This is a genomic window from Corynebacterium sp. KPL1986 (assembly GCF_000477975.1).
In the GTDB taxonomy this organism is placed as follows: Bacteria; Actinomycetota; Actinomycetes; order Mycobacteriales; family Mycobacteriaceae; genus Corynebacterium; species Corynebacterium accolens.
Map to the genome: position 1 here is coordinate 2475641 of NZ_KI515719.1, position 25615 is coordinate 2501255.

The window sequence follows — 25615 nt, forward strand, 5'->3', positions numbered from 1 at the left end:
TGGGTGGGGAAGGGAGGCATCGGCAAGCGAGGCGTGTCGGCGAGGCTATAAAGGCACATAAAAGTGACCTAAACCATAATAAATTCTGTAGGCTCGTCGCTACGGGTGCAGACTATTCTGCGCCATTTTTGCGAAAGAAGCTCAACAGAAACGAGGTGAGGAGCATGGCTCCTCTGATAGCCCCACCGCCAGCGAGCGATGAATCTGCGCGAACGGACGTGGACGTTCCTGGCACTTCACATGAACAGCGCGTTTCCGCCATCAAGGCCGCATTCATCGGCACGTTTATTGAGTGGTTCGATTATGCGGCCTATATCTATATGTCCGCGATTATCTCGCGCGTCTTCTTCCCAGAAATGGAAGGCCGCCGCGCGCTGATTTTGACCTTCGCGCTCTTCGCGCTGTCATTCTTGGTGCGCCCCATCGGTGGAATCGTCTGGGGACATATTGGTGATAAGCACGGCCGCATCCACACGCTGACCTATTCCATCGTGTTGATGTCGCTAGCGACCGCCTGCATCGGCCTATTGCCTGGGTATGCCACCATCGGCTTTGCCGCGACGCTCTTGCTTCTTATATGCCGCATGGTGCAAGGCTTTTCCGCCGCCGGTGAATATGCCGGTGCCGCCACCCACCTGGCTGAGATTGCCCCACCTGGGAAACGCGGGATTTATGCTGCGGTGGTGCCCTCGGCCACCGCATCCGGGCTGCTCTTGGGCTCGCTCATCGCGGCATTTCTTACTGGCGTGCTCGATGATGATGCCCTGCATTCCTGGGGCTGGCGCGTGCCCTTCCTAGTGGCGGTGCCGCTCGGCCTGTACGGCTTATGGATCCGCCGCCATACGGAGGAATCCAACCGCTTTGAAAAGCACGCGGACACCGAACTTTCGCCCCTGCGCCAGGTGCTGAAATACCCCAAGGCCCTGGCCATTGCCTTTGCCGGCGCGGTGCTCAACGCGATTGGCTTCTACGTCATCTTGACCTACCTGCCCACCTATCTTTCGGAGGAGCTGGGCATGGCAGAAACTCCGGCGTTTATCGCGTCTTCGGTGGCCTCCGCGTTCTACGTGGGCTTTGCGCTATTGACAGGCCTGCTGTCCGATCGCCTTGGCCGGCGCACCACCATGCTGTGCGCCGCGCTCTTTATGGGACTTGCCATTATTCCGGCATTCATGCTTCTCGACGGCGCAGGCATCCTGCTCGTCATCATCATTCAGGTGTGCCTGGGTGGGGTGCTGGCGCTTAACGATGGCGTCTTGCCCTCCTTCCTTTCCGAGCAGTTCCCCACGCATGTGCGCCTGTCTGGTTTCGCGCTGACGTTTAATACTGCCAATGCCATCTTCGGCGGTACCGCCCCGATGATCGCGACGTGGCTGATTGATACCACCGGAAATAAACTAGCCCCGGCCTTTTATCTGGTGGCTGCGGCGATCGTGACGGGTACTGCCGTGCTCTTCGCGCCGCGCAAGAACAAGCTGGTGGCATAACCCGCGCGGGTTATGCCTGTAGAACTAGTAAAACGCCAGTGGCACCCGGTTCCTTTCGGTTCCGAGTGCCGCTGGCGTCTCTCTACAAGGGTGTTTCCATGTATCGGTTTTCACCGCCCTCTGGAAACTGAGGGGTTCTCTCTATCTCTCTCGTATGCGCTCTCTCAAACGCATGATTTAAGTATGGGGCACGCGGCTGGAACAGCAATGGAATCTATCTGATAGGTCGCTGAAAAATACTGAAAGTTTCCTGTAAATCCATTTGCGCTGGTAAGCGGCCCTCAAAGATTATCCTTCTAGCAGGCCTTCATCGATGAGGAAATCCTGTGCCACGGCGGTGTAGTCCTCACCGTCGACGTCCACGCGGGCATTAAGCTCCTGCATCTTCTCATCCGTCAGGAGTTCCGCGAGGGGAGCGAAGAGGTCCTTGATCTCTGGGTATTCCTCCAAAACCTCGGTGCGCACGACCGGGGCGAGGTTGTACTTGGGGAAGAAGAGCTCAGGGTCCTCCAGCACGGTGAGGTTTAAGGACTTAATGCGGCCATCGGTGGCAAAGATGGAACCGAGGGTGCACTCGCCCTTATTCAAGGCGGCATAGACGGCGCCGGAATCCATAATCCTGATGCGGTCGCGCGGTGGTTGTTCAATGCCATAGCTATCCAACATGGTAAGCAGGCCGTCATTGCGGGCTAAGAACTCGCTATCGGTGCAATAGGTCTGTTCACTGGTGGGAATACCCTTGATATCGGCCAGCGACTCAAGGCCGTACTGTGCGTGGGACTGCTCGCTAATGGCCAGCGCGTACGTATTATTCATCGGCGCTGGGGGCAGCCAGGTAAGTCCATGGTCCTTATCGGCCTCCTTCACTGCCTCGTATTGCTCCTGCGAGCCGGGGACCGGATCGGCGTTGCCCAGGTAGGTAATCCAGGCGGTGCCGGTGTATTCAAACATGGAGTCCATATCGCCGACCTCCAGCGCTTGGCGCGCCGAGGTAGAGCCGGGGATATTGGTTAGGTCCTTTACGTTGGCACCTGCGGATTCCAAGAGGATGGCACCAATCTTGCCCAGGATGACCTGCTCGGTGAAGTTTTTGGAACCGATGGAAATATTGGCGCCGTCCAAGTCGATATCGGCTAGGTCGCCCTTTAACTGTCCGCTCGGGATGAGGCCACCGGCGGTGCCGAGGCCACATCCAGCGAGGAAGAAGGTGCTTGCGGCGGCAAGTGTTGCGAGGAGGCGTTTCATTTGATCATTCCCTTCGGGGCGAAGACAACCTCAAGAACGCGGCCCACCCATTCGACCGCTAAGGCTAAGGCGGCGATGAGGACCGCGCCAGAGATGAGAATAGGGTTGCGGTAGAGGGTAATACCGGTGGTAATCAGCCCGCCGAGGCCGCCGGCATCGATAAAGGTGGCAAACGCACCGGCGCCGACCAAGAGCACCAGGGAGGTGCGGATGCCGGTCATGATGACCGGCAGGGCCATGGGCAGCTCGACCTTGGTGAGCACCTGGATTGGTGACATGCTGAGGCCGTAGGCGGCCTCGACAAGCTGCTTATCCACGCCCCGCAAGCCCGCAATCACGTTGGCGAGTACCGGCAAGAAGGCATAGAACCAGAGGCCGAGGATGGCCACAGGCTCGCCAAAGCCGAGCCAGATGGCCAATAGGACGATGACACCGACGACGGGCGCGGCCTGTCCAATATTCGCGATGCTGGTGATGATCGGCGCCATGAACTTGGTGGACTTGCGCGTTAGCACGATGCCCAGCGGCACGGCCGTGGCGATGACCAGCAGTGCGGAGATGACAACGAGGACTAAGTGCTCGCGGGTCATGGTGAGCACAGAACTAATCTGCAGGGTGCGCTCTTCAATATCATCCAGCTCGGCCGTGGCGTGCCAGATGAGCCAGCCGCCCACCGTAAGTACCACCAGGATGGGGATGCCGATGATAAGGAGGCGGTCTTCACCGGTCAGGCGCTTAAATTTCTCCACCGGAATCCACCTCCTGATCATCTAAAGCCTCTTGGGCGGCAGCATTCATCTGCTGGATATAATCCGTGACCGTTTCGTAGTACAAAACGCCCACGAATTCACCCCGGCGGGTCACAAGCGCACCGCTGTGGGAGGAAGCAAGCATGGCAGACATGGCATCGCTAAGCGTAGAGCGCGCATCCACAACGGAGTTGAGCTCGAACTGCGGCTCCGGGATGGTCTCGTAGCGCTCGAGCTGGCGGGCGAAGATCCAGTCGCGGGGATGGCCCTTGTCATCGATGATGACCACCATTTCTTCGCCGGCTTCGCGCAGGCGCGCTAGGGCCTCGCTTGTGGGTTCGCCGATGCGCGCGGTGGCCTGGTCCGCAAGCTCCAGCTCATCCGCGCGGCGCAGGTTGAGCTGTTTTAGGGCAGAGCCGGAACCAATGAAGTCGGCCACGAAGTCATTCGCGGGCGCGGCAAGGATATTTTCGGGCGTATCGTACTGGCTGATTTTGCCGCCCGGCTCAAAGATGAGGATGCGGTGGCCCAGCTTGATGGCCTCATCGATATCGTGCGTGACGCAGATGATGGTCTTTTTCAACTCGGATTGGATATTGACCAATTCATCCTGCAGGCGCGTGCGGGTGATGGGGTCGACCGCGCCGAAAGGCTCGTCCATCAAGACCACCGGCGGATCCGCCGCTAGGCCGCGGGCGACGCCGACGCGCTGTTGCTGGCCACCGGATAGCTCGCTGGGGAAGCGATCGCGGTAGGTTGCAGGATCGAGCCCGACCATATCCAAAAGTTCATCGGTGCGCTGAGCAATCTTATCGGCCTTCCACTTCTTCAGCTTGGGCACCAAGGCGATATTATCCGCGACGGACATGTGCGGGATGAGGCCGCCGCCTTGGATGACATAGCCAATATCGCGGCGCAGCTGCGTGGGGTTTTTCTTGGTGGCGTCCTCGCCATCGATATAAATGGTGCCGCTGGTCGGCTCCACCAAGCGGTTAATCATCTTCAGCGAGGTGGTCTTACCACAACCAGACGGCCCGACGAATGCGACCAGCTCGCCTGCCGGAATTTCGAAGGAAAGGTCCTCCACGGCGGGGGAGTCTTGGCCCGAATAGGCCTTGGTGACGTGATCGAAGACGATGCTGGCACCGCTATTGCTCGCGTCCGCGGCGTGCGTGGATGAAGCGTGCGTTGAATCAGACATTCTTAGATACCTTTCGGGGTGGTCAATTTTTGGATTCCGGCGAGAATCGCATCCACGATGAGCGCAATAATGACGACGCCGATGGTGCCCACCAGCGTGAAATTAAGTGCGTTGGTGCCGCCGATTTGGCTGAGTCCTGAGTAGATATATCCACCCAGTCCTGGGCCGAGCGCATAGGCGGCGATGGCGGCAACACCCATAGACATCTGGGTGGAAACGCGAATGCCAGTCATAATCACCGGCCAGGCCAGCGGCAGCCGGATGCGGAAGAGGATAGCCGTCGAGCTCATGCCCTGCCCGCGGGCGGATTCGATGACATCGTCGCTGACATTGTGCAAGCCGACGATGGCATTGCGCAGGATGGGAAGGACGGCATAAAAGACCACGAGGGCAACCGACGGTATGGTGCCGATGCCAAACAGCGGGATGGCAAGACCAAGCAGCGCCAGCGATGGCAAGGTCAGGCCAATGGAGGTCAAGGCATTAGCGATAGCCGCACCGCGCGGGCGCTGGGCCACAAAGATGGCAATAATCAACGCGATGACCAGGGCCACGGCGACTGATTGGATGACAAGGCTTGCGTGCTGGTAACTGCGGAAAAGGATATCCTGCCAGCGCGCAGCGATAAATTCGTTCATTTCATCACCTAAAAGAAAGAGAATAGGGCGCAGGGAAATTTATTAGGGGCACAGGCTCTCTGGTCCTTCCTCTGCGCTGATGATGTGCTTCTAGCGTACAAGCCTTTTTACGCGCGAAACAATAGCGTGACAGGCTGGGCACAAAACCGGGGGCAGTGAGCACGAGGTAATACCGGTCTTAGTGGCGGCCTAGAAAAACAGCACTTGGCCGATAAGTGCCAGGGCAGCGGTAATAGCTACCACTGTGACGATGCGGTTCAGGCGCTTGGTATCGATGAAGTGGTTGAGGTAGTTGGCAATGAATAAGCCGACGACTACTAACGGGCTATAGGCTGCGGCGGCGTAGACCTGCGGCTGGGTCACCTGGCCGTTAAATCCCAGGATGATAAGGGACATGACGGTACCGATCACAAAGGTGCCGGCGAGGCTGCCGCGCGTGCGCTGTGGGTCGAAGCGCTTCATAATCAGCGCCATCGGTGGGCCACCGATGGAGGTAGAGGTTCCCAGGAATCCGGAGGTAAGGCCGGCAAGAACGGTATTGCGCCTGGTGGGCTCGGGGCTCCAGCCGAGGCTGGAGAGGGACATCGCCAAGAGCACGGCGCAGCCGATGAAGATGGAAAGGCCATCGTGTGAGAGGGATGCGATTGCCCACGCGCCGGCGAACGAGCCCGGAATGCGGGCGATGACGGATATGCCGACCAAGCGCCATGAGGTTTCGCGGTAGGTTCGCGCCAGCGTGTAGATGGAAATGCACAGCGCGAGGAGCAAGATGAGCGTGGGGACTAAATCCGGGCGCAAGAGCGCGATGATGGGAGTGGCGATGGTGCCGAGCCCAAAGCCGATCGAGCCCTGAGTGATAGTGCCGACCAAAATGAGCACACCAATAAAGATGTAGACCCACGCGTCTGAAGAGATTCCCAAGAACATGATGGAAGGCAAGTATAGGGCACTTGGCCTAGAGCCGGGCGGTTACTTTCTCATTCGCTGCAATTTCATCCAAGCGGGACGCGGGGCAGAGTCCTGCGACGATGACGGCGGAGCCGCCGGCCGCTAAGGGCTCGAGGACGGCGCGGGTGAAGGAAGATTTATCGCTCCACCCGGTAGATAGCAGCCGCTCGGCGCAGCCGGGCGGGGTCACCAATTCCGGCAGGGGCTGGGTTTCACCAAAGTACTGATCTCCATAAAAACGGACGGTGGGGCCGAAGTCGATGGCACCGGTGGGCAGATCCCCGCCGGATTCAACGATGCCGCGGCCAAAGGGGTCGTCGCTGATGAGCACGATATCGGCCTGCGGCTGGCGCTCTTGGGCGGCGAGGTAGCGGGAGGGGGAGGTAAAGACGACATCGGCAAGCGCGGCCGTTTCACCGAAATCAAAGCTGGGCCCGGCGGCGAGGGCGCCTAAAGCAATGACGGCGGCCTGCCACGAGGTGGGCACGTCGATGGCGATGGTGGAATCCGGCTCCAAGTCGAGCTCTTCTTCCAACATATTGGCGATCTTGGCCACCCAGTTATCGAGCGTCTGGGCGGAAAAATCCATGCGCGCGCCGGTGGATTCGTTATAAACAGTCAGCCGCGGGGTGGCGGCATCGGCGTTTAAAAGATGGGCGAGTAGTTCCATACCCGCCCATCGTAGGCCAGCCTGCTTAGTTCACGCAGCGCGGACCGTCGCCGCCGGCGTCGATTTCAGGGGCAACCTTGTTGGCACCGAAGTCATTGCCCGGGGTTCCTACCAGGTCGGTATCTTCTTCGGCCGCGGATTCCTCGGCGCTGGCTTCCTCATCGGAAGGGCCCTGGTAGTCGTCGGTGGCCACGACGAGCAAGGTATTGGCATCGAGCTGCGGGTTTTCTACCACCGGTAGGCCACCGAGCTTTTCCGCCAGCTTCTTGGCATCTTCGCTCTCCGGGTCTGCGGCCACGACCTGGGACTCAGAGTAGATGCCGGGCTGGGCATTGGCGGAGCGCTCGACGGTATAGCCGGTGTTTTCCAGCCAGGTGCCGATGCCAGCGGCCAAGCCATCGATATTGCCGGCATTGAGGACGTGGACCTCGTTATCGGAGTTGATATCGGCATCGTGCTCCGCTGCGTTTTCGGCGTTTTCCTCCTTGTGGGCCGCGTCTTCTTCGGCTTCCTCGTGCGACATGGCCAGATCCTCCATGAAGCGGTGGACCTCATTGGTATCGATGGTGACGATGGATTCACCGTAATCGCCGCGGCCATCGATGGAGGTCACCGGAATGGTGGTGAAGGTGACATTGCCGCCGGCCAGGCCTGCTAGCTGGGTGACGAAGCCCATGATGTCCCAGCCGTCATCGATGACCACGGAGCGCTCCACGGCCTTGGCAATCTTGGAGAGCTTGGACGGGCTGGTCAGCGTGTCATTATCGAGCACCTTATTCACCAGCGAGGCCATATACGCCTGTTGGCGTACGATGCGGTCAAGGTCACCGCGCGGCAGGTTATAGCGCTGGCGCACGAAGGTCAGCGCCTGCGCACCATCGAGGGTCTGGGTGCCCTTGTGGAAATTGGCGCCGGACATCTCGTCCTCAACGTCCTCGTTGAGGCAGACCTCGACGCCACCGACGGCATCAGTAAGCAGCGTAAAGCCCAGCAGGCCCACCTCGGCGTAGTGGTCAATGGATACGCCGGTCAGGGAGTGCACCATCTTCAGCAGGCCTTCGCGGCCGGCTTCTACGCCGCGCTTTTCGATGTCCTTATCCGTATACGGTGCCTTTTCGCCCTGCGCCTCCGCCTGGGCGTTTTCCTGCTGGAGCTCTTGGACCTTGTCGTTTTTGTGCGAGGCGTAGACGGCATTGATCTTCATATTGCCGTAGTCCGGATCGTTGACATAGGTATCGCGCGGAATGGATACCGCGGTAGCGCGCGAGCCGTCTTCCGGAATGCGCACGAGCATGATGGTGTCGGTGTTTTCCTCGCCCTCGGCAACGCCGGCGTGGAGATCCGCCAGCTCCTTTTCAGAGAGCGGATTGCCCTGGGCATCGGTTCGCGAGTCCTTGCCTACGAGCAAGATATCGGCGGCGCCGTCCAAGGAAGGATCGGATAAACCATCCTCGCCCAAAGATAAGTCTGAGGCAGAGGACATGCCCGTATCCAGGCGCCCCACCGTGGCGTAGCCCACGCCGGAGACAGCCAGGATGAGGGCAGAAATCACAGCCACGATGGTTTTGGTGGCCGTGGAACCCTTTTGCTTAACCGCGCTAGCGGCAGAGGGCGCGGGTTGGATATTGCGCGCCCGGCGAGTGTTCTCAGAAGTCACAAGTGAAGGCTTTCTACTTTCCGGGGATCTGGAGACAGTTTAGGGGAGATCTCGCCAAAATTAGGGATCCGTGACCAGTTTCGCGCAATTGAACAGTGTCTGTCTCCGGACACAGCCCCTGGCGTGACTAAGCTTGGGGCCCATTGTGACTACTGAAACTACAGCTCCGCTCGCCATTATCACCGTGACCTATAACCCCGGTGAGTACTTGGCGCGCTTTATAGGCTCCCTGCCGCACGCCAGCGCCCAAGGCGCTCAGGTGGTGCTGGCGGATAATGGCTCGACCGATGGCATCCCCGAAGCCGCCGCGGCGGAAAGGGAAGGCGTGGACTTCCTCGATACCGGCGGCAATATTGGCTACGGTGCCGGCATGAACGCCGGCGCGCGGTGGGTGCGGGAGAACCGGCGCGTAGACGATGAGTTCTTCCTTATCTCTAACCCGGATGTCACCTTCAGCGAAGGTGCGATTGACCAGATGATCGCGTGCGCGCGCCGCTGGCCGGATGCCGCAGCGGTAGGCCCGCGCATCGTGGAACCAGACGGCAGCAACTATCCGTCAGCCCGGTCGGTGCCGAATATATCCACCGGCATCGGCCACGCGCTGTTTTCTAACCTATGGCCCTCTAATCCGTGGACGCGCACGTACCGCAACGATGCCGATATGTCCGTCCAACGCCCCGCCGGGTGGTTATCCGGATCCTGCCTCTTGGTGCGCTGGGACGCCTTCGATGCCATCGGCGGTTTTGATGAGCGCTACTTCATGTACTTAGAAGACGTGGACTTGGGCGATCGCTTCGCGCGCGCCGGGTATCAAAACATTTTCTGCCCGGAAGCCGTCATTAGCCACGCCAAGGGGCATTCCACCCAGGCGCACGCCGGGGCGATGCTGCGCGCGCACCACAGCTCCGCGTACCGCTTCCAGGCGGACCGCCACCCGGCGTGGTGGCAGGCCCCGCTGCGCGCCGCGCTGTGGCTGGGCTTGCGGGTGCGGGGAGCGGTAACGGCCGCTCGTGCCAGTACCGCCAAAGATTCGGAAGCCTGAAGCGCGTGCCGTTGACCTGGTTTCTGGTCGCGGCCGCATACACTGACCTTCGAAAAACCTCAGAATAAGATTGTCTGCATACAAAGGATGACTATGACTGAAGCAGCCACCACTTATGGTGCCACCACCGATGCGGTGATTTTGGTGGGCGGGCGCGGTACCCGCCTGCGCCCACTGACCATTGGTACGCCCAAGCCCATGCTGCCGACGGCAAACTACCCGTTCCTGCAGCACCTGCTCGCCCGCATCAAGGCCGCGGGCATTGAGCACGTGGTGATGTCCACCTCGTACAAGGCAGAGGTTTTCGAGGAATACTTTGGCGATGGCTCTGAGCTTGGCCTGGACATTGAATACGTGGTGGAAGAAACCGCGCTGGGCACCGGCGGCGGTATTCGCAACGTCTATGACAAGTTGCGCAATGACACCGTCATGGTTTTCAACGGCGACGTGCTCTCCGGCATGGATCTAGAGGGCATCTTGACCACGCACCACAACAAGGGTGCCGATGTCACCATGCACCTGCTCAACGTGGCGGATCCGCGCGCCTTTGGCTGCGTGCCCACGGATTCTGAGGGTCGGGTCACGGCCTTTTTGGAAAAGACCGAGGATCCACCAACCAACCAGATCAATGCCGGTTGCTACGTCTTTGACCGCTCCGTCATCGAGTCCATCCCTGCAGACCGCGTGGTCTCGGTAGAGCGCGAGACCTTCCCAGGCTTGCTTGCCGATGGCCGCCTGGTCGTCGGCCACGTCGATAACTCCTACTGGCGCGATATGGGCCGCCCCGATGACTTCACCCGCGGCTCCTCCGACCTGGTGCGCGGCATCGCGCCATCGCCGCTCTTGGAAGGCCGCACCGGCGAGTCCCTCGTGGAATCCTCTGCGGGCATTGCCGGCGGCGTGCTGCTGCTATCTGGCACCGCGGTGGGCCGCGGATCCGAGGTGGGTGCTGGTTCCCGCCTGGAGGGAACGGTGGTCTTTGATGGCGTGCGCATCGAACCGGGCGCCATCATCCACAACTCCATCATCGCCTCCGGCGCGCATATTGGCGCCAATGCGGTCATCGAAAACTGCGTCATTGGCGAAGGCGCCCACGTTGGCGCCCGCTGCGAGCTCGTGGACGGCATGCGGGTATTTCCTGGTGTGACCATCCCCGATGCCGGCATTCGCTTTAGCTCTGACGCCTAAAGCACCCACCACCTACCCTCCGCACCGCTTTCAGCTCGGCCACGAGCGCGGTGTGGAGGGCTTTGTGATCCCCGCCCGGCCGAGATTTTGGGAGACACGCCGACACTTCCTGAAAATTGTTGACAGAAAAACCGGGCACCACTATATCTAGTACCCCCTACCTATACCCCCGGATAGCACCGGATGTTACTAATGTGACGGATGGGGATCCTGTGCAGCGTTTTTGCAATAAAGCGCGGAAAAGGCACTAATTCAGGTTGACGATATTTAGTGATCCGGTGTGAAATTACATCAGTGCAAGAAACGGCGACCGACACACCCGTTTTTACGGATTGGCTCGCGGATTGACGGCGATTCAGCCGCACTTCAGCCTCGTGTACAGTCGGTTGCACTGATTAGGATTACCCAACCTCGGAGAAAGGAAAAGGCGTGGACAAAATGGCTAATAACAACGCCATTCTCCGTGGCGGTGCTGCTGCAGAGGTATCGCTCGATGAACTCTTCGGTGCCGTCGAGCAGGAGTGGCAGGATCAAGCGTTGTGCGCGCAGACGGATCCAGAGGCATTCTTCCCCGAAAAGGGAGGTTCCACCCGTGAGGCAAAGCGTATCTGCCAAGCCTGCGCGGTGCGCGATGAGTGCCTGGAATACGCGCTGGAGCACGATGAACGCTTCGGAATTTGGGGCGGGCTTTCGGACCGCGAACGCCGCCGCCTCAAGCGCGAGATTGGTTAATTAAGTTGTGTGTGTGCTCTAGCCCTTGGCTGCGACCCTGAGTGGTGTGGCCAAGGGCTAGAGTTTTCTCTGTGGTGCGAAAAAGTGTCCCTACCAGCTATAGCGCGGGTCTACCTCCTCTGGGGCGAGGTTTAAGTAATTGGCCACCAGGGCGGTAATGACCGTGCCGAGGAGCTCTGCGCGCTCGGCGGAGGTCACGGCACGCTGCTCAATGGGCATGCGGAAGATAACGAGCCGGGCGCGGGTAGGGCTACCAGCGGAATCGACACCGGCGGGCACGATGCGGCCGAGCGGCACGGGGCCATCGGCAATGATTTCATCCGGCAGCACCGTCATATCCGCCGAAAGGCGCATGCGCGGGATGGTGTCTACCGCAAGGTCGAGCCCGCGCAATTGCGGGGCGAAGGCGTGCTGAATGGGTGCGTAGGCCTCGAGGACGGCGGCATCGAAAAGCTCGCGGGCGCTGCGGTAGCGTGGGGTTTGCTGCGGCAGAAGGGGCCCGTGCAGGCCGCGCCCGTGGCGATCGTGGGCGGGGCGGATATGCGGGCGGGGGCGAGCAGCGGTCATGGCGTTGATTCTAAAGCTCTAAGGTTGCGCAATAAGTGCAGCCACGCCGGGGAAGTACTATCTAAATCTCAACCAAGGGTTTAGACTAATGCGCGTGACTGAATCTCGCCATTGCTCCCGCCCAGGCTGCGGCCGACCCGCCGTGGCGACGTTGACCTACGCATACGCGGATCAAACCGCCGTGGTTGGCCCGCTGGCAGAAGAGGATAACCCGCACAGCTGGGATCTCTGCAGCACCCACCGCGACCGCATCTCCGCGCCGGTGGGCTGGGAGCTGGTGCGCGTAGACCGCATCGAGCTCGACGAGGATGACGACCTTATGGCCCTGGCCCAGGCGGTCAAGGAAGATGGCAGGGTGACCACTGGGCTTGTCGATGACCGCAGCGCCGGCTCCGGGGCAGATCCCATCGATTACGCCGCCACCTTCGACGGCGCTGATCCCGCCAATTCCAATCATCCGGTATTTCGCACCCGCCGCGTGGCCTATGCCAAAAAGGCCCGCCGCGCTCACCTGTCCGTCGTTCCTGATGCGCAGAGCGAAGATAATTCTGCCGAGAGGCAGGACACGGACACCGAATCTGATTAAAGCAAGGGCGCTGAGCACAGCGCCTGAGAAAACTCGCGCTACCTAGCCGCAGACACGGAAGGAGCACTGCGCTAGTTGCCCGTAGGCAGGGAGTAATATTGCGAGGTATGCGAACTCGTGAGCATCTTGATGCAGTGATTAAGGCCTATGACGTCCGTGGCGTGGTGGGCGAAGATATCGATGAAGACTTCGTGCGCGATACTGGCGCCGCCTTCGCCGCAATCCTGCGCGAAGAAGGCGAAAACACCGTGGCTGTAGGCCACGATATGCGCCCGTCTTCTCCCGCGTTGGCGCAAGCCTTTGCTGAGGGCGTGGTGAGTCAAGGCCTCCATGTGACGCTTTTGGGGCTTACCTCTACGGATGAGCTCTACTATGCGGCGGGTTCTATGGAGTGCGCGGGCGCGATGTTTACCGCCTCCCACAACCCGGCGAAGTACAACGGCATCAAGCTCTGCCGCGCCGGTGCCGTCCCCGTGGGGCAACAGACTGGGTTGGAAGAAATCAAGCAGATGCTTATCGATGGCACCCCAAGCTACGACGGCCCTAATGGTGCCATCGCCGAGCAAGAAATCCTGACCGGCTACGCGGACTTCCTGCGTCACCTCGTGCCGCTGGAAGAATCCAAGCCGCTGGTCGTCGCCGTCGATGCCGCCAATGGCATGGGCGGGCACACGGTCCCGGCCGTTTTCGATGGCCTGCCCTTTGATGTCCGCGATCTCTACTTTGAGCTCGACGGCACCTTTCCCAACCACGAGGCGAACCCGCTGGATCCCAAGAACTTGGAGGATCTGCAGAAATTCACCGTAGAGCAAAACGCCGATATCGGCCTTGCCTTCGACGGCGACGCCGACCGTTGCTTCGTGGTGGATGAAAAGGGCCAGCCGGTATCGCCGTCTGCCATCTGCGCGCTGGTGGCCAGCCGCTACTTGGATAAGTTCCCGGGCGCGACCATCATCCACAACCTGATTACCTCCAAGACGGTGCCGGAGCTCATCGCGGAAAAGGGCGGTACCGCCGTGCGCACGCGCGTGGGCCACTCCTTCATTAAGGCCCAAATGGCCGAGCACACGGCGGCCTTTGGCGGCGAGCACTCCGCGCACTACTACTTCCAGGAATTCTGGAATGCCGATTCCGGCATGCTGGCCGCTATGCACGTCCTGGCCGCGTTGGGACAGACGGATAAGCCGCTCAGCGAGCTCATGGCGGAATACTCCCGCTACGAGGCTTCCGGGGAGATCAACTCCACCGTGGCGGACCAAAAGGCCGCCACTCAGGCTGTGCTCGATGGGCTGGCGGATAAGATCGAATCCGTCGATGAGCTCGATGGCGTTACGGTCGAGCTCAAGGGCACGGACGCGTGGTTCAATGTGCGCGCTTCCAATACCGAGCCGCTGCTACGGCTCAACGTTGAGGCGAAGACCTCCGAAGAGGTTCAGCAGATCGTAGACGAGGTCCTCGCCATCATCAGGCGCTAATTACTGGAGTTACTGAATTACTGCGCGCGGGAGTGGGCGACCATGTCTTCCCACTCCACGTACTTCTTTCGCTCGCGGCCTTCGCGCTCGCCCAAAGCGCGCTCAGCGGCATCGAGGCGTTGCCAATCCTGCCAGGTGAGGTAGTCGATGCCCTTATCCGCGAAGGCCTCGGTGATATCGCCGGCGGTGGGGGACGGTAGGGTGCCCGCGGCGGCATCATCAAGCAGCATGCCAATGGTTTCGCTGGCATCGGACTTGGTATTGCCAATCAGGCCCACGGGCCCGCGTTTTACCCAGCCGGTGGTGTAGAGGCCGGGCACGATGGCGCCCTCTTCGTCGATGACGTGGCCGCCGTCATTGTTGATGACGTTTTTCTCGCTATTAAATGGCACGCCGTCCACGGCGTCCGAGCGGTAGCCCGTGGCAAAGTAGACCGCTTGCACTGGCCACGTGGTGAATTTACCCGTCCCGCGCACGCTGCCATCGCCGGTCAGCTCGGTGCGCTCCGTTTTAATCCCGCTCACCCGGCCGTTCTCACCGAGGATCTCCACCGGCTGCTCAAAGAGATGAATCTGCAGCGTATGCGGGGCCTTTTTGGGATCGCGAATGGCATATTGCTCAAGAACCTGGCAGACCAAATCCGTGGACTTGCTGGAAGCGCGTGCCTCTAGCGAGGCCTCATCGTAATCAATATCTTCGGGGGAGACGACCACATTGATGTTATCCGAGTGGTCGAGCTCTTTGAGCTCTTGCGGGGTGAACTTGGCTTGGGCGGGCCCGCGGCGCCCGAAGACGCGTACGGTCTCTGCCTTATTTTGTGCCAGCGAATCGTAGACATTATCGGCGATCTCGGTCACCTTAAGTTCATCGCCAGTCTTGGCCAAGATACGCGAGACGTCCAGGCCCACATTGCCCACGCCGATGACAGCGACCTCGCTGGCGGAGAGGTCCCATTCGCGCTCAAAGCGCGGATTGCCGTCATAGAAGCCTACGAATTCACCGGCGCCGTGCACGCCCTGCAGCTGCGCGCCAGGGATATCGCGGTGGCGATCGCCTACCGCACCGGTGGCAAAGACGACGGCATCGTAGTGCTGCTGCAGCTCGTCCACGGTGATATCGCGGCCGATGTGCACGTTGGTAAGCAGGCGAATCTGCTCCGTGTCCAATACGCGGTGCAGGGATTTAATGATGCCTTTAATGCGTGGATGGTCAGGGGCCACGCCGTAGCGGATGAGGCCGAAGGGAGCGGGCATCTGCTCAATGAGATCGATGTGTACATTGCCACCGGTCTTTTTCACCAAGATATCGGAGGCGTAAATGCCAGCGGGGCCGGCACCGATGACGGCTACGTTTAAGGGTTTATCTGACACGGTAATTTTGCCTTTCTTGTCTGCGTAGTCTCCCGCGGTGGGATGAAGGGAACGAAGTTCTCAATAAATATGCGCAAATAGACCACATGGTCTATTTATCGTGAGTGAGCGCGGGATTTCTCTTAAGAGAGTGAACCGTATGGTCTGTTTGCACACAAGCGGAAGAATTAGATTCTTTATTAAGCCTTCTCAAAGTGCAGGTCATAGCTTTGGGAAAAGTGAAAATAAAACAGACCGCTTTGTCTGCAATCTATAGACGGGTAGGTTTTCCCTCAACGCTTTGAAAGGGAGGTCTACACCACATTATGGCTACCGCGACAACGACCAAACGCAAGCCACGCGCCAATAAGCCCGAGGGCCAGTGGAAAATCGACGGTAAAGAACCGTTGAATAACGATGAGGCCATCAAACAGGATGATGGTGGTCTCTCCGCTAAGCAGCGCGTGATAGACATCTACTCCAAGCAGGGATTTTCCTCCATCCCGCCGGAGGATTTAGCACCGCGCTTTAAATGGTTAGGCCTGTATACGCAGCGCAACCAGAACCTGGGCGGGGAGATGACCGCCAAATTATCTAACGCGGAATTGCAAGATGAATACTTCATGATGCGCGTGCGCTTCGATGGCGGCCGCGCCGATCCAGCCAAGCTGCGCGCGGTGGGAGAAATCTCGCGCGATTATGCCCGCTCCACCGCGGACTTTACGGACCGCCAGAATATTCAGCTGCACTGGATTCAGATCGAAGACGTACCCACCATCTGGGACAAACTCGAATCTGTGGGCCTGGGCACCTTGATGGGGTGTGGCGATGTGCCGCGCGTCATCTTGGGCTCGCCGGTCGCGGGAGTTGCCGAGGATGAAATCATCGATGCCACCCCAGCCATCGAGGAGATTAAGAATAATTACTTACCGCGCGAGGAGTTCCATAACCTTCCCCGCAAGTTCAAAACCGCTATTTCCGGCAATGCGCGCCAGGACGTGACGCACGAAATTCAAGACGTTGCCTTCGTCGGCGTCAACCACCCCGAATATGGCCCCGGCTTTGATTGCTTTGTGGGCGGGGGACTATCCACCAACCCGATGCTCTCGCAATCCTTGGGCGCGTGGGTGCCACTCGAGCGCGTGCCGGAAGTATGGGCCGGTGTGGTCAGCATCTTCCGCGACTACGGCTTCCGCCGCAACCGCAACCGCGCGCGGCTGAAGTTTTTGGTGGCTAAATGGGGCATCGACAAGTTCCGCCAGGTCCTCGAGGAAGAGTACCTGGAGAAGCCGCTTGCCGATGGCATCCCGCTCGAGGTTAATCCCGGCAGCCGCGATCACCTGGGCGTGCACAGGCAAAAGGACGGCAAGTTCTACGTCGGCGTAAAACCCACCGTGGGCCATGCAACGGGTGAGCAGCTCATTGCCATTGCCGATGTCGCGGAAAAATTCGGCATTTCGCGCATCCGTACCACCCCGATGAAGGAATTGCTCTTCCTCGATGTGGAAGAAGACGATATTCCGGCACTTTCGCGCGCGCTGGATGAAACGGGCCTGTATTCCCAGCCCACGGAGTTTCGCCGCGGCGTCATTTCCTGCACTGGGCTGGAATTTTGCAAGTTGGCGCACGTGACCACGAAGGCCCGCGCCATCGAATTGGTGGACATCCTCGAAGACACCCTGGGGGATTTGGACGTACCCATTTCTATCGCACTCAATGGCTGCCCCAATGCGTGCGCGCGCTCCCAGGTATCCGATATCGGACTTAAAGGTCAGATCGTCACCGATGCCGATGGCAACCGCGTCGAAGGATTCCAAGTCCACCTAGGCGGTGCCCTCGGCCTTTCTCCCGACTGGGGCCGCAAGCTCCGCGGACACAAGGTCGTAGCCGATGAGGTACCGGACTACGTCATACGGCTGGTCAATAAATATAAGGAACAACGCGAAGAAGGCGAGCAGTTTCGCCACTGGGTACTGCGCGCCGAGGAGGAAGATCTGCAGTGAATTTCCGCCGTAAACCTAATCCCAATCGCAATCACCCCACCTTTTGCCCTTACTGCGCCGGCACCGATCTGTTCCCGGATGAAGAAGACGACTTTGCCTGGAATTGCCAGGAATGCCTGCGCGTATTTTCGGTCCGCTTCCACGGCCAAGACGATGCCCCCGTGGCACCGGCCCCGGCCGTTTCTTCCACCGAAGCCCTGCAGCGCTCCCTAGCCCGCCGCGGACACTCCACGGCTCCGGTGGATTAAGGATGCACCATGACCACACTCATCACCTTGTCCCACGGCTCGCGCCACCCGGGCGCCGCCGCTGGCATTGAACGGCTCACCCAGGCCGCTGCTGCCGCGATACCAGCCCGCCCTGCTTATCGGGCGGCGCACCTAGAGTTCAATACTCCCGATCTCACCGCAGCTGCGGTCGACCTCGCCCGTTGTGGGGAGGATACGGCCGTAGTCATTCCATTGCTCTTTACGCAGGGCTACCACCAGCGCGTTGACGTTCCCCGCGTTATTGCCGCGGCCGAACAGGCCTCAGGCGTGCGCTTGGTACAAGGCGAGTGCTTGGGCGGAGGGCGCGCCGCAGAACATAGCGTACGAGATGTGGGCAGGCGGGAAGCCGCAGAAGCGGACCTGGCGGCGGTGCTCGCGGCACGCGCAAGGCCGGAAGATACCCACCACGTCATCTACTCCGTCGGTTCCTCTGATGCTGCGGCCAATGACTCCATCCACCGGCTGGCCGTTCGGGTATCCCAGCTCACCGGCGTCCCCGCCACGGCCGCGTTTGCCACCCGGGGCGGCAGCAATGACATTCATGCATTGGCAAGAAGCACTGCGCGAATGCGGGTTATCCCGCTGTTTGTCACCGCAGGACTGCTCCTTAAACCATTGTCATCTACCCCCAGCAATGTCACCGTCGATCCCGTTCTTGGTACCGATCTCGCTGGCATCGTTGCTGCTCACTACCACATCGCCCAGGAGGTCGGTGTTCCATGCTAACCCTGATTTTAATCGCCGTGGCCGGTGCGGCCGCCCAGCTTGTCGATGGCGGCATCGGCATGGGCTTCGGCGTCACCTCAACCACCATCCTTCTCCTGGCGGGCCTTGGGCCCGCCCAAGCATCCGCCGTAGTCCACACTGCGGAGTTAGGAACCACCGCAATGTCGGGCTTGAGCCACGCCCGTTTTGGCAATGTGGACTGGAAAACCGTCTTCCGGCTGGGTGTGCCGGGTGCCATCGCGGCGTTTATCGGCGCCACCGTGCTCTCCAATATCTCCACCGATGCGGCAGCCCCGATTACCGCGCTCATCTTGGTGGCCATCGGCAGCAACCTCATCTGGCGCTTTTCCCGCCCGCGCCGGGCGAAGTTCGTGCAAAAACGCAGCCATTCCACCCCATTTTTGATCGGTCTCGGTTCCGTCGGCGGATTTGTTGACTCTACCGGTGGCGGCGGCTGGGGCCCGGTGTCTACCTCGACGCTCATGGCGATTGGCCGCGAGCAGCCCCGCCGCATCGTCGGCACGGTAAATACCGCCGAATTCCTGGTCACACTGGGTGCCACCCTCGGCTTCGTCGTTGGATTGTGGCAGGATATCGTCGCCAACCTCTCCGCCGTGCTGGCCCTGCTCATCGGTGGTTCCATTGCCGCCCCGATTGCGGCCTGGGTGATTTCCCGGATTGAGCCGGTCGTCCTCGGTGGACTCGTGGGTACGGCCATCGTGGCTCTCAATATCGGCAAGGTCTTAGGCGGGCTAGAAACCTACTTTGGGCTGACGGTACCGGGCTTTGTCTCCCCGCTGCTCATGGTCCTAGTCCTCGTCGTGGGCATTTCCGCCACCATCCACGGTGCGCGCGCTACCCGGGCAGCCCGCGCACGGGAGCTGGAGGCCGAAAACGCCGAAACCAAGGCGCACGCGGAATTTCATGCCGCAGGCTTTGCACACAGCGCGGCCGGTGCCTCTAAGGACGCGAGCATCGTGGAGGAGTCCGCACCGCAGGCGGATAAGGCCTAATCCCCGGCTGGGTCGAGGCCGGCAACCTCGCCAATGACATAGACGGCGGGGGAGGAGACGTTATTGTCCTTCATTGTCTGCGCAAGGCGTTCTAAATCGCAGCGAAATTCCCGCTGCGTATCCAGGGTGCCCTCCTGGATAATCGCGCACGGTGTCGACCCAGCAAGCCCGCCTTCCTGCAATGCCCTGGCAATCGCCGGGGCATTTTTCACGCCCATGATGATGGACAAGGTCGCGCCGGACTGGGCCAGGGCGTGCCAATCCACCAGGGACTTCTCGTGGCCAGGCGGCAGATGCCCTGATACGACGGTAAAGCCGTGAACCATTCCGCGCTGGGTGACGGGGATGCCAATGCCCGCGGGCACGGAAACCGCGGAGGTCACCCCTGGAATGACGGTGGTGGGGATAGATGCCTTGGCTAGGGCCTGTACCTCTTCAAAGCCGCGGCCGAACACGAAAGGATCGCCGCCCTTCAGCCGCGCTACCTTCCGCCCGGCTTGGGCGTGCTCGATGAGCAGCTCGTTGATCTTGTCCTGGGTAATCGACTTCTTGTAGGGCAGCTTGGAGACATCGATAAGCTCCTTGGCTGAAATATCGCAGAGTTTATCCAATTGCGGGGCAGGGCCCAGGTGATCGGTCAAGATGACCTCGGCCTCCTGTAGGGCGCGCATGCCGCGAACCGTAATCAGGTCCCACGCGCCGGGGCCGCCACCGATAAGGGATACGGGGTGAATCTGTGCGGACGTCATGCCGCACCATCATAGTGGGAGCCAGACTATGCTTGAGCGATATGGATAACGGTTTCACTGAGGGTTCCGCCTATGACACCGAAACGGTGCGATTTTTTGATGTCGCCCACGAGGGCGCGCAGATTCGTCTGCTCGCCGGGCAAATGGAGCGCTGGGGTGAGATCCTCAACGGGCTCAATCCGCGCTCCCTGGTCATCTTGCCCACCGATGCCATCGCCCGCGAGGCAGCGCACCTCGGCGTCGGCTTGGCCGAACCGCTGCGCATCCCGCTGGTGGTGACGGAATCGCTGCCGCAATACGTGGGCGCGCTCGATATCGTCGTGGTGGTGGGCGAGCCCGCAGAATGCGATTGGGCCTCCCGCGCGCTCATTGCGGCGAGCCAGCGCGGCGCCACCACCATCCTGGTGGGCCCGGCAAGCGGCCCCTTGGTAGAGGATTGCCCGGAAGACACCCTGATTGCCCCGTCGCTTCCCACCGCAGAGGGCTGCTCGCCGGCGCGATTTATCACGGCCCTGTACGCGCTGTGCAGCATCGTTCATACCTCCCCGCGCGCGGTGTGCGAAGAATTAGAGGACCTTGCCGCCGCCGTGGACCGCGAGATCGAGCAGCTTTCGCCAGAGCGCGATGATGCCATCAATCCCGGCCGGCAGCTGCGCGAATACGCCGAGGGCGCGCGGATTATTCACTCCTGCGCCATCGATCCCTATGCATATGCCGAGCGCCGCGAGCGCGTACACATCGATACCTTGGTCGCCCGCATGGCAGCAACCATCTGGGCTGTGCACGGGTTGCCCGGCACTTTCGTCGAGCCCGCTGACCTGCGCGGCGCACTCGATCGGGGTGCTGAATCTAGTACGGCGCCCGCGCCTGCCGATGACCTTTTCTACGACCCCTTCATCGACGGTGCTGGGGCGGATGCACCTTTGATACCCTTGAAAGTGATTTTCTGGGGGCAGGAAGAGGCGAACCTGCCCAACTCGCTTGCAGTCCGCAGCACCGACCCGGAACCGGGCCTTGGGCATCTTGCCCGCTCACTGCAGCTTATTACGCGGAGTTTTGCCGCGACCGCCTACGAGATTTCTAAAGGATAGAAATAAATGCAATTACTGGAAGGCGCTACCCGCAACTACTCGTGGGGTTCGCGCACCCTCATCCCTGAGCTGCGGGGCGAAGAAGCCGCAGAAAAGCCGGTGGCTGAACTCTGGTTTGGCGCCCACCCAGGCGATCCCTCCACGGTGGATGGCCAGCTTCTCAATGAGGTTATTGCGGCGGATCCAGAAGGCCAGTTGGGCGCTCGAGTCTATAAAGAATACGGCGAGAACCTGCCGTTCCTGTTGAAGATCCTCGCCGCCGAAGATCCGCTGTCTTTGCAGGCCCACCCGTCTAAGGAGCAGGCCGAGGAGGGTTTCGCCCGCGAAAACGAGGCGGGCATTGCCCTGCAGGCTGCAAACCGCAATTACAAGGACGATAACCACAAGCCGGAACTTATCGTGGCGCTGTCGGATTTCTACGCCATGGCGGGTTTCCGTCCCCTGGCACAAACCCGCGAGCTCTTTGCCGCCTTGGCATGCCCGGAGCTTGAGCGCTACCTGGCCATGCTTGACGATGACCCCGCGGAATCCTCCGAGTCCGCCAACCTTCGGGTGCTTTTCACCACGTGGATTACGATCCCTTCGGCCAAGCGCAAGGAGCTCATTAAGGCCATCGTTGCCGCCGGCGAGCGCCTGATTGCCGTCGATCCCAAGGATTGGAAGGCGCGGGTCATGGCTACGGTGGTGGACCTTAATGACCGCTATCCTGGCGATATGGGTGTGCTTGGTGCGCTCTTGCTCAACCACATCGAGCTTGCCCCGGGTGAGGCCGTCTACCTCGATGCCGGGCAACTCCACGCGTATGTCTCCGGGCTGGGCGTAGAAATCATGGCCAATTCCGATAACGTTTTGCGCGGCGGGTTGACCCCGAAATTCGTGGATGTGCCGGAGCTGGTCAAGGTCCTGACCTATGCGGCCGCCAATGAGCCGCGGGTGCAGCAAAAGGATAAGCAAAACCAGGACAATGTCCACGGCGCCGAGGCGTGGTCCTATCCAGTGCCCATCGATGAATTCCTGCTCGACCGCGCCGAGCTCGGGCCGGATTCTTCCGTCGACCTCGACTATGACGGCCCCACCATCGCCTTGTGCACCGGTGGGGCCCTCAACCTGCGCAATGCTGCGGGCGAGGAATTGATTCTTTCCCCGGGCCAGGCCGCATGGCTGCCGGCCTCCGACGGCATGGTTACCGCCCAGGCTCACGCTGTAGAAAAGGAAAATCCTGAGGGCAGCACGGCGCAATTATTCGTCGCCCGAGTCTAAGCGGCCTCACAACTATGCCCCCTTGCTGGAAAATTCCAGCAAGGGGGCATTTTTAGGCGCTAGCCGCGGTGAAAAGTTAGCGCGCAGCAGAAGAACTGGCGGCTGAGCTTCCCGTTGCCGGGAGATCCGTGGGTTCTTGGTTTCCTGGCTGCTGCGTAGGAACAAGCTTCTTGGTTGCCTGCGGCTCGGCGTGGGACTTATTTTTCGTCTGCTGTGTACCAGAAGGCGCGCCCGCTCCTGCACCGTGTCCCTCTGTAGTGGCATCGGGAGCCGACGGGGTGCGCTGCGTGCTCGACTCGGGACGAGGCTTGTGCGGAGCCTGCGTCGCTGGCGGCGCCGGGATACCGGATTCGGCGGGCTCCTCCGGCTTACCAGGCTTGCCGGGCTCGCCACCTTGATCAGGCTTCTCTTCGCCCGGGGCAGGGGATGGAGCCGGTGAGCTCGGTGCCGGGGACGACGGTGCTAGGTTATCCGGCTTGCTGGGGTTATCTGGGACCGCCTGCATGGTGCCGGTGCCTGTGCCGTTACCATTTTGCGGCACCTGCCCGCCCTGGTTAGACGGGGCATTATTAACGGAAGTTCCTGGCGAGTACACATTTTCGGGGCGGTACACCTTGGTAGGGCGGGTGGCCGCGTGGGGATGCGTGACGGCATTCGGCGCCAAGTATGGGTCCGTTGATTCAGGGTGCTGGTGGTCTGATTCACCGGCGCCAGAATTTGCCTCTGCGGGGGCAGAGTTTTCCGTCGAAGGCTTCTTATGCGTCGACGATGTCGTCGATTCTTCAGCGGAAGTATTTTTTGGTGCCACGGTAGAGGTAGGGGACTCATTCGCGGCGTTGGAGTAACGGGCGCTCGGCGTGCTCATGCGCCACACGCCCACTCCCACGACGACGGCGGCGATAAGGCCGAGCACGATGAAGACGTACACGCGACGTGAATCTGGTTTCATCGTGCCCTCCTTTCTTGGTTGCATAGGGTGGGTAACAAGTTGATAACGAGAGTATCATGTATTGGAATTTCCGCGACAGGCTGCGGATTCCGTGATATGTAAACAACGTGGAGATGAGAAATGGCAGTGCTTATGCAATCCTTTTCATGCCCGATTTTTCTCCGCCGGAAAAGCGTGTATAAATGGCGCTAAACCCGTCGAAGGAGTGAGAGATGAGCAGCTGGGACGAAGAGATTTTTAGCACCGATCTCAACGTGGATTTTCTAGATGAATTAGCAAACCTCGATGAAGAAGGGGTAATCCGCGCAGTACAGGATGCCTGCGAGGTGGCCCGCAGCAAGGACGATATAACCGAAGAGGAACAACTCAACGCCCACGCCGCGGCCACGATCGCCGCCATTTGGGCGGGTGCGCCGTTCAGTGCCAGCGAAACCGTTGAGGACTACCCCTATATTAGGGACTTGGTGGGAACCGTTGACGATACCTTGACCGAAAATGCCCTCGAGATCTTGGACACCGTCGAAGAAGACTACGACGTGGAACCTTTTATCGAGGCACTTTCTTAAAAACCATGTCCTTCGGTGCCAAAGGCGCCGCCACAGAGCAGAAAGGATTCTGCGTATCTCACCATGCTCATAAGCATTGAAGGCATTGACGGCGCCGGAAAAAATACGCTTGCGACCGCAGTGCGAAGCGCCCTCGAAGTCCCGGTAAGTACCATAGCCTTTCCGCGCTATGAGACCTCCATCCACGCGCAGCTCGCGCGCGAGGCGCTGTACGGAAAGATGGGCGATCTCACGGATTCGGCCTACGGTATGGCCACGCTCTTCGCCCTCGACCGCTTTGGGATAAAAGAGGAATTGCGGGCGGCGAAGGAAACCCGCGAGATAGTCATCTTGGATCGCTATGTGGCCTCCAATGCTGCCTATTCCGCGGCCCGGTTGCGCGACGATAGCCTCTTCCAGTGGGTCTACGACCTAGAATTTGGTACCTTGGGCCTGCCGAAAGCGGACCTGCAGGTGTATGTGGATACGGCGGTGGAGGTGGCATCGGCAAGAGCGCAGTCCCGGGCCGCCACCGATTCCACCCGCGAGCGCGACCACTATGAACGCGATGGGGGATTACAGGAGCGCACCGCCGCCGCCTACCGGCGCTTGGTCGAATCCGGTTGGGGTGGGCGCTGGATCGCCACCGCCGATGCGGATACTATTACGGCAGCAATTAATGACCTTGTAGGAGATTAAAACGTGGCGCCAACGATTTTGGTCGTGGATGATGATCCAGCGATCTCGGAAATGCTGACCATTGTCCTTGAATCTGAGGGACTAAACCCCGTCCCCGTCATGGATGGCAACGATGCCGTTCCTGCCTTCCGCGAGCACGAACCGGATCTCATCCTTTTGGATCTTATGCTGCCGGGCATGAACGGTGTGGATATTTGCCGCACCATCCGGCGCGAATCCGCGGTGCCCATCGTCATGCTGACCGCCAAGACCGATACCGTGGACGTGGTCTTGGGCCTTGAATCCGGCGCGGATGATTACATCACCAAGCCCTTTAAGCCGAAGGAGCTCATCGCCCGCATTCGGGCGCGCCTGCGCCGCACCGATTCCGCGGAACCGGAAACCCTTGAGGTCGCCGACCTGATCATCGACGTGCCGGAACATACGGTGCGCCGTACCGATGGCACCGAATTGAACCTGACCCCGCTGGAGTTCGATCTCCTGCTGGAAATGGCGCGCCACCCAGGCCAGGTGCATACTCGCGAGTCACTCCTGGAGTCCGTCTGGGGCTACCGCAATGCCTCCGATACTCGTTTGGTGAACGTGCACGTGCAGCGCCTGCGCGCCAAGATCGAGCACGATCCGGAAGATCCGCAGATCGTGCTGACGGTGCGCGGCGTGGGGTATAAGACCGGCAAAGCCGGTGCCGGGGAGTAAGGAAACATCAGAATTCTGGACCGCGTGCGGCGCATTCGTGACGCCATAGTAGATACGCTGCGCACCTCATTGCAGGCGCGC

At 60.3% G+C, this 25615-nt stretch carries 26 protein-coding genes; 15 read left to right on the forward strand and 11 right to left on the reverse strand.

Going from position 1 to position 25615, the window contains the following annotated elements:
* The first annotated feature begins 164 nt into the window (after window positions 1–164).
* A complete protein-coding gene (locus HMPREF1287_RS11465; RefSeq protein WP_023016898.1) occupies window positions 165–1487 on the forward strand; it encodes an MFS transporter in 1323 nt (440 codons plus the stop codon).
* A 288-nt stretch (window positions 1488–1775) separates the two neighbouring features.
* On the opposite strand, the gene HMPREF1287_RS11470 is transcribed toward HMPREF1287_RS11465, so the two are convergent.
* From HMPREF1287_RS11470 to HMPREF1287_RS11500, 7 genes are all read right to left on the reverse strand, one after another.
* Window positions 1776–2732 carry a glycine betaine ABC transporter substrate-binding protein gene (locus HMPREF1287_RS11470; protein ID WP_023016899.1) on the reverse strand — a complete coding sequence of 319 codons (957 nt, stop codon included), beginning with the start codon at window positions 2730–2732 and terminating at the stop codon, window positions 1776–1778.
* The gene (locus tag HMPREF1287_RS11475) at window positions 2729–3481 is read right to left on the reverse strand and encodes an ABC transporter permease (RefSeq protein WP_023016900.1); all 753 of its coding nucleotides are present in this window, start codon (window positions 3479–3481) and stop codon (window positions 2729–2731) included. The genes HMPREF1287_RS11470 and HMPREF1287_RS11475 overlap by 4 nt, the downstream gene beginning before the upstream one ends.
* Complete coding sequence (locus tag HMPREF1287_RS11480) at window positions 3468–4682, reverse strand: ABC transporter ATP-binding protein (RefSeq protein ID WP_023016901.1); 1215 nt, start codon at window positions 4680–4682, stop codon at window positions 3468–3470. The genes HMPREF1287_RS11475 and HMPREF1287_RS11480 overlap by 14 nt, the downstream gene beginning before the upstream one ends.
* A gap of 2 nt (window positions 4683–4684) precedes the next feature.
* Entirely contained in the window at window positions 4685–5320 is a 636-nt protein-coding gene (locus tag HMPREF1287_RS11485; RefSeq protein WP_023016902.1) for an ABC transporter permease, read from the reverse strand.
* A gap of 189 nt (window positions 5321–5509) precedes the next feature.
* A complete protein-coding gene (locus HMPREF1287_RS11490; protein WP_005281740.1) occupies window positions 5510–6247 on the reverse strand; it encodes a sulfite exporter TauE/SafE family protein in 738 nt (245 codons plus the stop codon).
* Window positions 6248–6275: 28 nt separating this feature from the next.
* Window positions 6276–6938 (reverse strand): TIGR03089 family protein, encoded by a 663-nt coding sequence (locus HMPREF1287_RS11495; RefSeq protein ID WP_023016903.1) that lies wholly within the window; start codon window positions 6936–6938, stop codon window positions 6276–6278.
* Between the two features lie 25 nt (window positions 6939–6963).
* On the reverse strand, window positions 6964–8595 hold the full coding sequence (locus HMPREF1287_RS11500) for an LCP family protein (RefSeq protein WP_005277482.1): 1632 nt from the start codon (window positions 8593–8595) through the stop codon (window positions 6964–6966).
* A 133-nt stretch (window positions 8596–8728) separates the two neighbouring features.
* Here HMPREF1287_RS11500 and HMPREF1287_RS11505 point away from each other — a divergent pair, with 133 nt between their 5' ends.
* The 3 genes from HMPREF1287_RS11505 (at window position 8729) to HMPREF1287_RS11515 (ending at window position 11557) form a co-directional block, all read left to right on the forward strand.
* Entirely contained in the window at window positions 8729–9637 is a 909-nt protein-coding gene (locus tag HMPREF1287_RS11505; protein ID WP_034653487.1) for a glycosyltransferase family 2 protein, read from the forward strand.
* A gap of 93 nt (window positions 9638–9730) precedes the next feature.
* Entirely contained in the window at window positions 9731–10825 is a 1095-nt protein-coding gene (locus HMPREF1287_RS11510) for a sugar phosphate nucleotidyltransferase (RefSeq protein WP_023016905.1), read from the forward strand.
* A 438-nt stretch (window positions 10826–11263) separates the two neighbouring features.
* Window positions 11264–11557 carry a WhiB family transcriptional regulator gene (locus tag HMPREF1287_RS11515; RefSeq protein WP_005277485.1) on the forward strand — a complete coding sequence of 98 codons (294 nt, stop codon included), beginning with the start codon at window positions 11264–11266 and terminating at the stop codon, window positions 11555–11557.
* A 90-nt stretch (window positions 11558–11647) separates the two neighbouring features.
* On the opposite strand, the gene HMPREF1287_RS11520 is transcribed toward HMPREF1287_RS11515, so the two are convergent.
* On the reverse strand, window positions 11648–12124 hold the full coding sequence (locus tag HMPREF1287_RS11520) for a metallopeptidase family protein (protein WP_005281750.1): 477 nt from the start codon (window positions 12122–12124) through the stop codon (window positions 11648–11650).
* A gap of 88 nt (window positions 12125–12212) precedes the next feature.
* On the opposite strand from HMPREF1287_RS11520, the gene HMPREF1287_RS11525 reads away from it, so the two are divergent.
* A complete protein-coding gene (locus HMPREF1287_RS11525) occupies window positions 12213–12710 on the forward strand; it encodes a DUF3499 domain-containing protein (protein ID WP_023016906.1) in 498 nt (165 codons plus the stop codon).
* A 107-nt stretch (window positions 12711–12817) separates the two neighbouring features.
* Window positions 12818–14185 carry a phosphomannomutase/phosphoglucomutase gene (locus HMPREF1287_RS11530; protein ID WP_005277491.1) on the forward strand — a complete coding sequence of 456 codons (1368 nt, stop codon included), beginning with the start codon at window positions 12818–12820 and terminating at the stop codon, window positions 14183–14185.
* 17 nt (window positions 14186–14202) lie between these two features.
* Here HMPREF1287_RS11530 and HMPREF1287_RS11535 read toward each other — a convergent pair whose 3' ends face one another.
* The gene (locus HMPREF1287_RS11535) at window positions 14203–15555 is read right to left on the reverse strand and encodes an FAD-dependent oxidoreductase (protein ID WP_005277492.1); all 1353 of its coding nucleotides are present in this window, start codon (window positions 15553–15555) and stop codon (window positions 14203–14205) included.
* 305 nt (window positions 15556–15860) lie between these two features.
* On the opposite strand from HMPREF1287_RS11535, the gene HMPREF1287_RS11540 reads away from it, so the two are divergent.
* The 4 genes from HMPREF1287_RS11540 to HMPREF1287_RS11555 are packed head-to-tail and all read left to right on the forward strand — an operon-like array spanning window position 15861 to window position 19545.
* Entirely contained in the window at window positions 15861–17537 is a 1677-nt protein-coding gene (locus tag HMPREF1287_RS11540) for a nitrite/sulfite reductase (protein WP_005277495.1), read from the forward strand.
* Window positions 17534–17785 carry a hypothetical protein gene (locus HMPREF1287_RS11545; protein WP_005277497.1) on the forward strand — a complete coding sequence of 84 codons (252 nt, stop codon included), beginning with the start codon at window positions 17534–17536 and terminating at the stop codon, window positions 17783–17785. The genes HMPREF1287_RS11540 and HMPREF1287_RS11545 overlap by 4 nt, the downstream gene beginning before the upstream one ends.
* 9 nt (window positions 17786–17794) lie before the next feature.
* Entirely contained in the window at window positions 17795–18532 is a 738-nt protein-coding gene (locus HMPREF1287_RS11550) for a sirohydrochlorin chelatase (RefSeq protein ID WP_023016907.1), read from the forward strand.
* Window positions 18526–19545: a sulfite exporter TauE/SafE family protein gene (locus HMPREF1287_RS11555; RefSeq protein WP_005281760.1), complete on the forward strand. Its 1020-nt coding sequence runs from the start codon at window positions 18526–18528 to the stop codon at window positions 19543–19545. The genes HMPREF1287_RS11550 and HMPREF1287_RS11555 overlap by 7 nt, the downstream gene beginning before the upstream one ends.
* On the opposite strand, the gene cobA is transcribed toward HMPREF1287_RS11555, so the two are convergent.
* Entirely contained in the window at window positions 19542–20294 is a 753-nt protein-coding gene (gene cobA / locus HMPREF1287_RS11560; protein WP_023016908.1) for a uroporphyrinogen-III C-methyltransferase, read from the reverse strand. The two genes, HMPREF1287_RS11555 and cobA, sit on opposite strands and share 4 nt — an antisense overlap.
* Before the next feature lie 41 nt (window positions 20295–20335).
* On the opposite strand from cobA, the gene HMPREF1287_RS11565 reads away from it, so the two are divergent.
* Window positions 20336–21385, forward strand: a complete 1050-nt coding sequence (locus tag HMPREF1287_RS11565) for a hypothetical protein (RefSeq protein ID WP_023016909.1) — start codon at window positions 20336–20338, stop codon at window positions 21383–21385.
* A gap of 6 nt (window positions 21386–21391) precedes the next feature.
* Window positions 21392–22645 carry a mannose-6-phosphate isomerase, class I gene (manA, locus tag HMPREF1287_RS11570; protein ID WP_023016910.1) on the forward strand — a complete coding sequence of 418 codons (1254 nt, stop codon included), beginning with the start codon at window positions 21392–21394 and terminating at the stop codon, window positions 22643–22645.
* 76 nt (window positions 22646–22721) lie between these two features.
* Here the strand turns inward: manA and HMPREF1287_RS11575 are convergent, their stop codons facing one another.
* Window positions 22722–23594 (reverse strand): hypothetical protein, encoded by an 873-nt coding sequence (locus tag HMPREF1287_RS11575; protein ID WP_023016911.1) that lies wholly within the window; start codon window positions 23592–23594, stop codon window positions 22722–22724.
* Window positions 23595–23806: 212 nt separating this feature from the next.
* Between HMPREF1287_RS11575 and HMPREF1287_RS11580 the strand changes: the two genes are divergently transcribed.
* From HMPREF1287_RS11580 to mtrA, 3 genes are all read left to right on the forward strand, one after another.
* Window positions 23807–24160, forward strand: a complete 354-nt coding sequence (locus HMPREF1287_RS11580) for a DUF4259 domain-containing protein (protein ID WP_005277508.1) — start codon at window positions 23807–23809, stop codon at window positions 24158–24160.
* Window positions 24161–24223: 63 nt separating this feature from the next.
* Window positions 24224–24838, forward strand: a complete 615-nt coding sequence (locus tag HMPREF1287_RS11585) for a dTMP kinase (protein ID WP_023016912.1) — start codon at window positions 24224–24226, stop codon at window positions 24836–24838.
* A 3-nt stretch (window positions 24839–24841) separates the two neighbouring features.
* Window positions 24842–25534 carry an MtrAB system response regulator MtrA gene (mtrA, locus tag HMPREF1287_RS11590; RefSeq protein ID WP_005281774.1) on the forward strand — a complete coding sequence of 231 codons (693 nt, stop codon included), beginning with the start codon at window positions 24842–24844 and terminating at the stop codon, window positions 25532–25534.
* The last annotated feature ends 81 nt before the right edge of the window (window positions 25535–25615 follow it).

What these genes read in the sequence shown, in the direction of transcription:
- HMPREF1287_RS11495 (WP_023016903.1), bottom strand. Translation starts at nt 6,938, where the DNA reads ATGGAACTACTCGCCCATCTTTTAAACGCCGATGCCGCCACCCCGCGG.
- manA (WP_023016910.1), top strand. Translation starts at nt 21,392, where the DNA reads ATGCAATTACTGGAAGGCGCTACCCGCAACTACTCGTGGGGTTCGCGC.
- HMPREF1287_RS11490 (WP_005281740.1), bottom strand. Translation starts at nt 6,247, where the DNA reads ATGTTCTTGGGAATCTCTTCAGACGCGTGGGTCTACATCTTTATTGGT.
- HMPREF1287_RS11480 (WP_023016901.1), bottom strand. Translation starts at nt 4,682, where the DNA reads ATGTCTGATTCAACGCACGCTTCATCCACGCACGCCGCGGACGCGAGC.
- HMPREF1287_RS11580 (WP_005277508.1), top strand. Translation starts at nt 23,807, where the DNA reads ATGAGCAGCTGGGACGAAGAGATTTTTAGCACCGATCTCAACGTGGAT.
- HMPREF1287_RS11575 (WP_023016911.1), bottom strand. Translation starts at nt 23,594, where the DNA reads ATGAAACCAGATTCACGTCGCGTGTACGTCTTCATCGTGCTCGGCCTT.
- HMPREF1287_RS11555 (WP_005281760.1), top strand. Translation starts at nt 18,526, where the DNA reads ATGCTAACCCTGATTTTAATCGCCGTGGCCGGTGCGGCCGCCCAGCTT.
- HMPREF1287_RS11485 (WP_023016902.1), bottom strand. Translation starts at nt 5,320, where the DNA reads ATGAACGAATTTATCGCTGCGCGCTGGCAGGATATCCTTTTCCGCAGT.
- HMPREF1287_RS11515 (WP_005277485.1), top strand. Translation starts at nt 11,264, where the DNA reads ATGGCTAATAACAACGCCATTCTCCGTGGCGGTGCTGCTGCAGAGGTA.
- HMPREF1287_RS11550 (WP_023016907.1), top strand. Translation starts at nt 17,795, where the DNA reads ATGACCACACTCATCACCTTGTCCCACGGCTCGCGCCACCCGGGCGCC.
- HMPREF1287_RS11525 (WP_023016906.1), top strand. Translation starts at nt 12,213, where the DNA reads ATGCGCGTGACTGAATCTCGCCATTGCTCCCGCCCAGGCTGCGGCCGA.
- HMPREF1287_RS11510 (WP_023016905.1), top strand. Translation starts at nt 9,731, where the DNA reads ATGACTGAAGCAGCCACCACTTATGGTGCCACCACCGATGCGGTGATT.
- HMPREF1287_RS11565 (WP_023016909.1), top strand. Translation starts at nt 20,336, where the DNA reads ATGGATAACGGTTTCACTGAGGGTTCCGCCTATGACACCGAAACGGTG.
- HMPREF1287_RS11520 (WP_005281750.1), bottom strand. Translation starts at nt 12,124, where the DNA reads ATGACCGCTGCTCGCCCCCGCCCGCATATCCGCCCCGCCCACGATCGC.
- HMPREF1287_RS11530 (WP_005277491.1), top strand. Translation starts at nt 12,818, where the DNA reads ATGCGAACTCGTGAGCATCTTGATGCAGTGATTAAGGCCTATGACGTC.
- cobA (WP_023016908.1), bottom strand. Translation starts at nt 20,294, where the DNA reads ATGACGTCCGCACAGATTCACCCCGTATCCCTTATCGGTGGCGGCCCC.
- HMPREF1287_RS11540 (WP_005277495.1), top strand. Translation starts at nt 15,861, where the DNA reads ATGGCTACCGCGACAACGACCAAACGCAAGCCACGCGCCAATAAGCCC.
- HMPREF1287_RS11470 (WP_023016899.1), bottom strand. Translation starts at nt 2,732, where the DNA reads ATGAAACGCCTCCTCGCAACACTTGCCGCCGCAAGCACCTTCTTCCTC.
- HMPREF1287_RS11465 (WP_023016898.1), top strand. Translation starts at nt 165, where the DNA reads ATGGCTCCTCTGATAGCCCCACCGCCAGCGAGCGATGAATCTGCGCGA.
- HMPREF1287_RS11585 (WP_023016912.1), top strand. Translation starts at nt 24,224, where the DNA reads ATGCTCATAAGCATTGAAGGCATTGACGGCGCCGGAAAAAATACGCTT.